Below are 8505 nucleotides of genomic sequence, written 5' to 3'. Positions count from 1 at the left end.
GCCTTTAGGGAAATTGGTTTCTTACGAAATGGGTAAGTCTTTACAAGAAGGTTACGGAGAAGTTCAAGAAATGATTGATATCTGTGACTTTGCAGTTGGACTGTCTAGACAATTAAATGGTCAAACCATTCCGTCTGAACGTCCAGGACACGTTATGAGAGAGCAATGGCATCCAATAGGTGTTGTTGGTATTATCTCTGCATTTAACTTTCCTGTAGCCGTTTGGGCTTGGAATACAGCTCTAGCATGGATTTGTGGTGATGTATGTGTTTGGAAAGGGTCTGAAAAAGCGCCTTTATGTTCTGTTGCTTGTCAAAATATTATTGCAGCAGTTTTAAAAGATAATAACTTACCAGAAGGGATTTCTTGTATCATCAATGGTGATTATAAAGTAGGTGAAATGATGACTACAGATTCTAGAATTCCTTTAGTTTCTGCTACAGGTTCTACAAGAATGGGAAGAATAGTTGGTGCAACAGTTGCCGAGCGTTTTGGAAAATCTTTATTAGAATTAGGAGGAAACAATGCCATTATTATTACACCTACAGCAGATTTAAAAGTTGTAGTACCTGGTGCCGTATTTGGCGCTGTTGGAACTGCAGGACAACGTTGTACATCAACACGTCGTTTAATTATTCACGAATCAGTTTACGATAAAGTGAGAGATGCCATTGTTGGTGCTTATGGTCAATTAACTATTGGTAATCCATTAGATGAAACCAATCATATAGGCCCTTTAATTGATAAAGGTGCCGTTAATACATATTTAGCTGCTATTGAAAAAGCAAAAGCTGAAGGTGGGAAGATTTTAGTTGAAGGCGGAGTTTTGGAAGGTGAAGGTTATGAAAGTGGTTGTTATGTAAAACCAGCTATTATTGAAGCAGAAAATCATTTCGAAATTGTACAACACGAAACATTTGCTCCTGTTTTATATTTAATGAAATATTCTGGAGAGGTTGAAAACGCTATTGAAAAACAAAATGGCGTTGCTCAAGGTTTATCTTCTGCAATTATGACAAACGAAATGAAAGAAGCAGAAAAGTTTTTATCTTATGCTGGGTCAGATTGCGGTATTGCTAACGTAAATATTGGTACATCTGGCGCTGAAATTGGAGGTGCTTTTGGAGGTGAAAAAGAAACAGGTGGTGGACGTGAATCAGGATCTGATGCTTGGAAAGTGTACATGCGTCGTCAAACAAATACAGTCAATTACTCAGACGAATTACCTTTGGCACAGGGAATTAAGTTTGATTTGTAGGATATTAGGCTTATATAATATTTAAAACCGTTTCTAATCAGGAACGGTTTTTTTTGTCTTCATAAATCATTTGGGCGTTACCCAGGGGTCGGGCTTTCTGCAGTCGCTCCCTTCTGCGTCGGGGAGCTTCAACAAATACCTCAATCTCTAACGCAAACAAAAATCATTCAAAATAGTAACAATAACTTTTAAGATAAAAAAGAGCATAAAAAAACCTTGAACCTATCTTAACGATTTGGGGTACAAGGTTAATTAAAAAGATTAATAGCGGCACAAATGTACGATTTTTTTTCAAAAACCAAACATACCTGTACGATTTTTTTTCAAAAATCAAACACCCAAAAGTTTACTCAAGGTTAAATTATTAACTGTATTTTACTTTCCTTAATATCCGTAAGGACTCTTTATACAAATGGTAAACATCCTTATTATAAGATTTTAAGTAGGGCTTGGCTTCGTTAAGCTTATCTATGGCCTGCTGAAATAAATTTAAATAACATATTAAATAAGTAGCTGGCAAATTTTTAAGGTCCATTTCTTCTCTATCTGTTAATGTGAGTCCTTTTTTCAGCTTTTCTAAAATAGCATTATTGGTATTGTAAATATGATGAAGGTCTTTTTTATTAAACTGAGGTGGTTCAAACAATAAACGCGTTTCAATGTTATAATTTACGTTATCCTCAAACTTAATAATGGTTTCTTCTAATTGGTAATATTTGTTTGAATCTTGAAATCCAAGATTTACGTATTCAATAATTTTAAAACTATCATCATTAATAGTAATAGAAACGTCATCTAAAGCTGAAAAAAATAAACGTACTTGTTCGTTAATCAATTCAATATCAACTCGAGAGTAGAAGACCTCTTTTTTTACTATTTTTTTCTGCCCCGCCCAACAGACTACAAAATATTCCTTGAATACTTTGTATTGTGCATTAAAGTCTTTACGGGTAGTCATAAAGTCGAAAACTCCATTTAAGGTATGTTCCATATTGTTTTGAGCATGTTTTTCAATAGCCTCAACAATTTTAGAATTGGCATCCTTTAATTCGAGGTCAAAAACTTTAGGCATACTCATACTTCCATCTCTAAAAAAGACAGAACCACCATAATATTTCCAGATATTTTTTCTAAGTGATGTTATTTTTCCTGTAGGCCTAATAGTAACTAAACCAACTACTTTATCATCAGGTAAATGTGGAAACGGAATATTTTCATATGAAACAATCGGTGGGTGGCTCAAATAAGCATTGATGAGGTTTTGTATTTTACTATCATCAAAAAAATCGACACCGATAATTTTGTTGTCCTCATCTTCAACACCAATAACAATAAAGGAATTATTTTTTGGATTACTGTTAGAAAGTGCACAAATATGCTTCAGAAATTTTGCTTTTCCTTCCTTATGGCTGATATCAATTTTTCGCTTTTTATCATAAAAACTGTTCTCATCGTTATGAGCTAAAAGGTGTTTTATAAGTAAGCGTTTGTTAATCATAATCACTTCCTACGCCGGCAGGGATCCTTTAATTTATAAAGATTTTTTGACTGTTGTTGAGTTGGCTTGAGCAGTTGGAAACACCAACAAATCAGCAATATTTACATGGGGAGGTCTAGATATAGCAAAATAGATAATATCAGCAATATCTTTAGCTTGCAGTGCTTTAAAGCCTTTATAAACATTATCTGCAATAGCATCACCTTTAAAGCGCACTTGAGAAAATTCGGTTTCAACCAAGCCAGGGTTTATAGAGCCAACTTTAATTCCGAAAGGGTTTAAGTCTATTCGCATACCTTCTGTAATAGCTAAAACAGCATGTTTGCTAGCACAATATACGTTCCCTTTTGCGTATACTTCTTTACCAGCAGAAGACCCAATATTAATAATTTGTCCAGATTTACGCTCAGTCATTTGCGGGATTATAGCTTTACTCACGTACAATAAGCCTTTTACATTAATATCCATCATAGCGTCCCAATCATCAATGCTTCCGCTTTGGATAGGGTCGAGACCATGAGCATTGCCTGCGTTGTTTATAAGGATATCTATAGTTTTAAATGCTTTGGGAAGTGAAGCGATGGCTTTAAAGGTTTCGTCTTTATCGCGAACATCAAAGTTTAAAATATGTACATCGGTAAAGCGCTCTAAAGCTTTTTGAATGGTGTTTAAGCGTTCTAAACGTCTTCCACAGAGTACTAAATTGATGCCTTGTTTTGCGAATTCGTAGGCGGTGGCTTCACCAATTCCGCTCGTAGCTCCAGTAATTAGCGCTGTTTTTTTCATGTATTGTATTATTAATGTCGTTTATAAAAGTACTTAAAAACCTAATTAAATTATAGTTATTGAGGTCATTTAATGTATATAAATTTTCAGGTGTAATAGATTTAATATATGATTGAGTCTTTTCTACTTATAAAGCAAATTAAAACATCTAAACCCTTTAAATTTCCGTAAATACATTAATATAAATATTTTAAATTTTAGATGATTATGAAAATTGTAAAACAGTTAAAATTAATCCTTCCCTTTTTATTTGTAGCATTATTTTTGTCTTGTGATAAAGATTCTGAATCTAGTAAAATTAATCTACAAGAGCCTACCATCTCGGTAAGATTAGTAGATGCTCCTGGTGATTATGAAGCTGTTAATGTCGAAATAGTCGATGTTATGATTAAAATGAATAATGATAACATCGATGAAAACGGTTGGGTTTCGCTTGAATCTGAAAGTGGAATTGTAGACTTACTAGATTTCACAGGAGGTATAAGTAAAGTTCTTGTTGATAGATTTTCCGTTCCAGCAGGAACCTTAAGTCAAATGAGATTGGTGCTTGGTGATGGTAATACCATTGTTATAAAAGATAAAAATGATGAAGATGAAGCGTTTGATCTTAAAACTCCAAGTGCTCAACAATCGGGTTTAAAATTAAAACTAAACACAGTTATAGAAGAAGGTTTTAGTTACGATTTTATTCTAGATTTTAATGTAGAAAAATCTATTGTTCATGCTGGAAATTCTGGAAATATTATTTTGAAACCCGTGTTATACGTAAGTGCTGAAGTGAATTCTGGTATTATTGAAGGAACGATTACTCCCAGTGATGTACCTGCAGTAGCTTCTGTTTTAATAGATGATAACGGTACTCCAGAAACAGATGATGATTTTGTGATTTCATCTTACACAGATAGCACAGGTGCTTTTGCTTTGTGGGGTGTTCCTGCAGGAACCTACGATGTGATTATTTCACCTGTAGACGAAGAATCTGATTACTCTAATGGAATTGAAGTTGGTGTTGCAGTTATTAATGGTGAAGTTACTACAATTACTGAAGCCATTGAGTTAATACTAAAACCAGGTTTAATAACAGGAACGATATCTGGTTTAACCGCAGGAATTACAGCAACAATAGCTATTAATGATACCGCTTCAACAAGTGTTGAAGCAGACATAGATGGCATATATACAATTCAAGATTTGGCACCAGGAGATTATACCGTTACAATAAGTGCAGATGGTTATATTTCTCAAGAATTCATGATTACCTTAGAACCAGCTGAGGAAGAAGTTATAGATGCTACTTTAGTATTGACATAATAGAATACAGTTCTTATAAAAGTAAAGCGCAATATCTTTCGGTATTGCGCTTTACTTTTTTTAATTTAAAATCTCATTTAAGATTTACTTATCATAATAATTCGTTAAAGCTCTAAATAAAGGCTCTTCGCCTATTTTTTAACCATTCTTTAACACCTTTTCAATAATTTTTTTGACATTTTGCATACTTGAAATTTGGCCAGTATTTTTGGGTTATAATAAAATAAAAAATGATGGAAGAAACAGGGACAATTGATATTAAGTCGATTAATGAGAAAATTGAAAAAGAGAGCGCTTTTGTTGATTTACTGATGTTCGAAATGAATAAAGTTATCGTGGGTCAAAAACACATGGTGGAGCGTTTGCTGATTGGTTTATTAGGACAAGGACATATTTTATTAGAAGGTGTTCCTGGATTAGCAAAAACATTGGCGATAAACACTTTGGCACAAGCGGTAGACGGTAGCTTTAGTAGAATACAATTTACTCCAGATCTATTACCAGCTGATGTTACGGGTACGTTAATCTACAACATGAAACTTAATGATTTCTCTATAAAAAAAGGACCAATTTTTGCAAATTTCGTTTTAGCAGATGAGATAAATAGAGCTCCAGCAAAAGTTCAATCGGCGCTACTAGAGGCGATGCAAGAAAAGCAAGTAACTATTGGTGATGAAACGTTTATACTTGACAAACCATTTTTAGTAATGGCTACGCAAAACCCTGTTGAGCAAGAAGGAACTTATCCTTTACCCGAAGCCCAGGTTGACCGTTTTATGCTAAAAACAGTTATTGACTATCCAAAAATTGACGAAGAGCAAATGATAATGAGAGCTAATTTGAAGGGCGCTTGGGAAAAAGTAAATCCTGTGGTTTCGGTAACACAAATATTAAAAGCTCAAGAAGCAGTTCGTGAAGTTTACATGGATGAAAAAATTGAAAAATATATTCTGGATATTATTTTCGCAACACGTTATCCAGATAAATACAGACTTCCAGCTTTAAAACCATTAATATCATTTGGAGCTTCACCTCGTGGAAGTATTAATCTAGCCACAGCAGCAAAATGTTATGCATTTATTAAGCGTCGTGGCTATGTGATTCCTGAGGATGTGCGCGCCGTAGTTTATGATGTGTTAAGGCACAGAATTGGCATTACTTACGAAGCGGAGGCAGAAAATGTAACTTCTGAAGATATCATAAGTAAAATAGTGAACGAAATAGAAGTACCATAAAGGAGTTTCTAGTATTCAGTCTCAATGAGCAGTCGCTTAATCGACTGAATACTAAAAAAGCTCAACGGTTTATTGATAAATGAAAACTGCGATTGAAAACTGTTTACTGAATAGATGGATACTAAAGAATTACTAAAAAAAGTACGTAAAATTGAGATAAAGACACGGCGGTTGTCTGATCATATCTTTGGAGGTGAATATCATTCTACTTTCAAAGGGCGTGGTATGACGTTTAGTGAAGTTCGTCAGTATCAGTTTGGGGATGATGTTCGAAATATAGACTGGAATGTTACCGCACGTTATAGCGAACCTTATATTAAAGTATTTGAAGAAGAACGTGAGCTAACCATGATGCTCATGGTCGATATTTCAGGTTCCGAGTTATTTGGTACCGAACAGCAATTTAAAAATGAAGTGGTTACTGAAATCGCAGCAACTTTAGCATTTTCAGCAACACAGAATAACGATAAAATTGGACTTATTTTATTTTCAGATAAAGTGGAATTATATATTCCTCCAAAAAAGGGGCGTTCGCATGTGCTTCGAATTATTCGTGAATTGATTGAATTTAAACCAGAAAGTAAGCATACCAATTTAGTCGAAGCTTTAAAATTCATGCAAAATGTGATGAAGAAAAAAGCGATTGTATTTGTGCTTTCAGATTTTATTGCAGATGACTATCATCAAACCATGAAAATTGTTTCTGGTAAACATGATGTTACAGGTATTAGAGTATATGATAAGCGAGAGAAAGACATACCAAATTTAGGTATGGTACAAATGCAAGATGAAGAAACTGGTGAATTGATGCTGGTCAATACATCTTCAAAAAAAGTACGTCTTAATTATGGAAAGTTTTATCATCAAAAAGTGAACTATTATAAAGAAAGTTTTACTAAATCTGGAGCAGGAGCTATTGATTGTCGTGTAGACGAAAGCTATGTAAAAAAACTGCTAGGGTATTTTAAAAGAAGAGGATAAAAAGATTAACGATTTATGATTAACGATTTTAGATTAACGAATTTTAAAATAAAGCAGACAAGAATACTTGTTCTGTCTTTACTCTTTATTCTATGCTCTTTTTTCTCATTTGCGCAAGTAACATCTTCAATAGATTCAACGTCCATAAAAATTGGCGAACAAATTACGTATCACATTCAGGTTGAAGCAGACACAACAGATTTAATCGTATTTCCCGAAGGACAAACATTTTCACCTTTGGAAATGATTGAATCTTATTCTATTGACACGCTTAAGAAAAAAGATAAATATAATCTGATTAAAAAATATGGTTTAACGCAATTTGATTCCGGATCTTATACTATTCCGAGGCAAAAAATTATTATTGGTGATAAAACCTTTTTTACCGATTCGTTAAACGTAGAAGTTAATAATGTAGTGGTAGATACCACTCAAGCCCTTTATGACATTAAACCTATTATAGCTGTTGAAAAAAGCGGGAGTAATTGGTGGAAATATTTATTATTAACGTTGCTGATTATTGCAGCAATAGCATTCTTACTATTCTGGTTTATCTGGCGAAAAAAGCCATTAACAGAAGATCAGAAAATAGCTTTATTACCACCTTATGATAGAGCTAAGTTGGCATTAAGAAAGCTAGACGATAGCCCTTATTTGGAGAATCAAAATTTAAAAGAGTATTATTCGGATCTTACGTTTATCATCAGAAAATATCTTGATGAAAAAGTATACGATCACGCTTTAGAAAGTACAACAGACGAGTTAATAACACGATTGAATTTGCTTAAAGAGGGTAATCGAGTTGACTTAAGTAAAGACGATATTAAAAATTTAGAAAGCATTTTAAAACGAGCCGATTTGGTAAAATTTGCTAAATCTGCTCCAGATATTGAGTTAGCTAAAATCGATAGAGAAACGATCGATGTTGAAATAGATCATGTCAAAGAAGCATTACCAGAGCCAACAGAAGAAGAAAAGCTTTTAGACGAAAAATACAGAGAAGAACAAGAACGTAAAAAAGAACGAAAAAAGATATGGTTAACAGTAGGCATTAGCATCTTTTTACTAATAGCTACTTTAACAGGACTTTCAATTAAATATGGTTTTGATATTGTGAAGGACACCATTATCGGACATGATAGCAAAGCCCTTTTGGAAGGTGATTGGGTTCGAAGTGAATACGGATTTCCACCCGTGAATATAACGACTCCTCAAGTTTTAAAAAGAACTGAAGTACTATTACCTGAAGAATTAAAAGGTAAAATGAAGCTTTCTTCTTTTGGTTTTGAACAGACGGAACAACTAACTATAGCCGTTTCAACTACTGTTCTAATTCAAAAACTAGATAGTTTAGATATAAATAAAGCTATTGAAGGAAATTTGAAAGTACTAGAAAATAACGGTGCTAGAAATATAATCACAAAAAACGAAAAATT

The 8505-nt window shown here is 33.6% G+C and carries 7 protein-coding genes; 5 read left to right on the top strand and 2 right to left on the bottom strand.

Translation table 11 applies throughout. The features are described 5' to 3' along the window. Positions 1–1258: aldehyde dehydrogenase family protein (locus QZ260_RS04390; protein ID WP_295983159.1), on the top strand; the 1258-nt coding region annotated here is incomplete at its 5' end. A gap of 364 nt (positions 1259–1622) precedes the next feature. On the opposite strand, the gene QZ260_RS04385 is transcribed toward QZ260_RS04390, so the two are convergent. Together QZ260_RS04385 and QZ260_RS04380 are read right to left on the bottom strand one after the other, a co-directional pair. Further along, complete coding sequence (locus tag QZ260_RS04385; RefSeq protein WP_295983157.1) at positions 1623–2756, bottom strand: ATP-binding protein; 1134 nt, start codon at positions 2754–2756, stop codon at positions 1623–1625. Positions 2757–2789: 33 nt separating this feature from the next. Next, positions 2790–3542 carry an SDR family NAD(P)-dependent oxidoreductase gene (locus tag QZ260_RS04380; RefSeq protein WP_295983154.1) on the bottom strand — a complete coding sequence of 251 codons (753 nt, stop codon included), beginning with the start codon at positions 3540–3542 and terminating at the stop codon, positions 2790–2792. A 207-nt stretch (positions 3543–3749) separates the two neighbouring features. On the opposite strand from QZ260_RS04380, the gene QZ260_RS04375 reads away from it, so the two are divergent. From QZ260_RS04375 to QZ260_RS04360, 4 genes are all read left to right on the top strand, one after another. After that, a complete protein-coding gene (locus QZ260_RS04375; protein ID WP_295983150.1) occupies positions 3750–4853 on the top strand; it encodes a DUF4382 domain-containing protein in 1104 nt (367 codons plus the stop codon). A gap of 233 nt (positions 4854–5086) precedes the next feature. Beyond that, positions 5087–6088 carry a MoxR family ATPase gene (locus QZ260_RS04370; RefSeq protein ID WP_295983162.1) on the top strand — a complete coding sequence of 334 codons (1002 nt, stop codon included), beginning with the start codon at positions 5087–5089 and terminating at the stop codon, positions 6086–6088. A gap of 114 nt (positions 6089–6202) precedes the next feature. Further along, positions 6203–7069: a DUF58 domain-containing protein gene (locus QZ260_RS04365; protein WP_295983147.1), complete on the top strand. Its 867-nt coding sequence runs from the start codon at positions 6203–6205 to the stop codon at positions 7067–7069. Positions 7070–7084: 15 nt separating this feature from the next. Further along, the coding region (locus QZ260_RS04360) for a hypothetical protein (RefSeq protein ID WP_295983145.1) at positions 7085–8505 on the top strand (1421 nt) is incomplete at its 3' end.

The organism is uncultured Algibacter sp. (assembly GCF_905480415.1).
Lineage (GTDB): Bacteria > Bacteroidota > Bacteroidia > Flavobacteriales > Flavobacteriaceae > Algibacter_B.
Note: the sequence above shows the minus strand (reverse complement) of the source record. Positions and strands in the feature narration are given on the sequence as shown.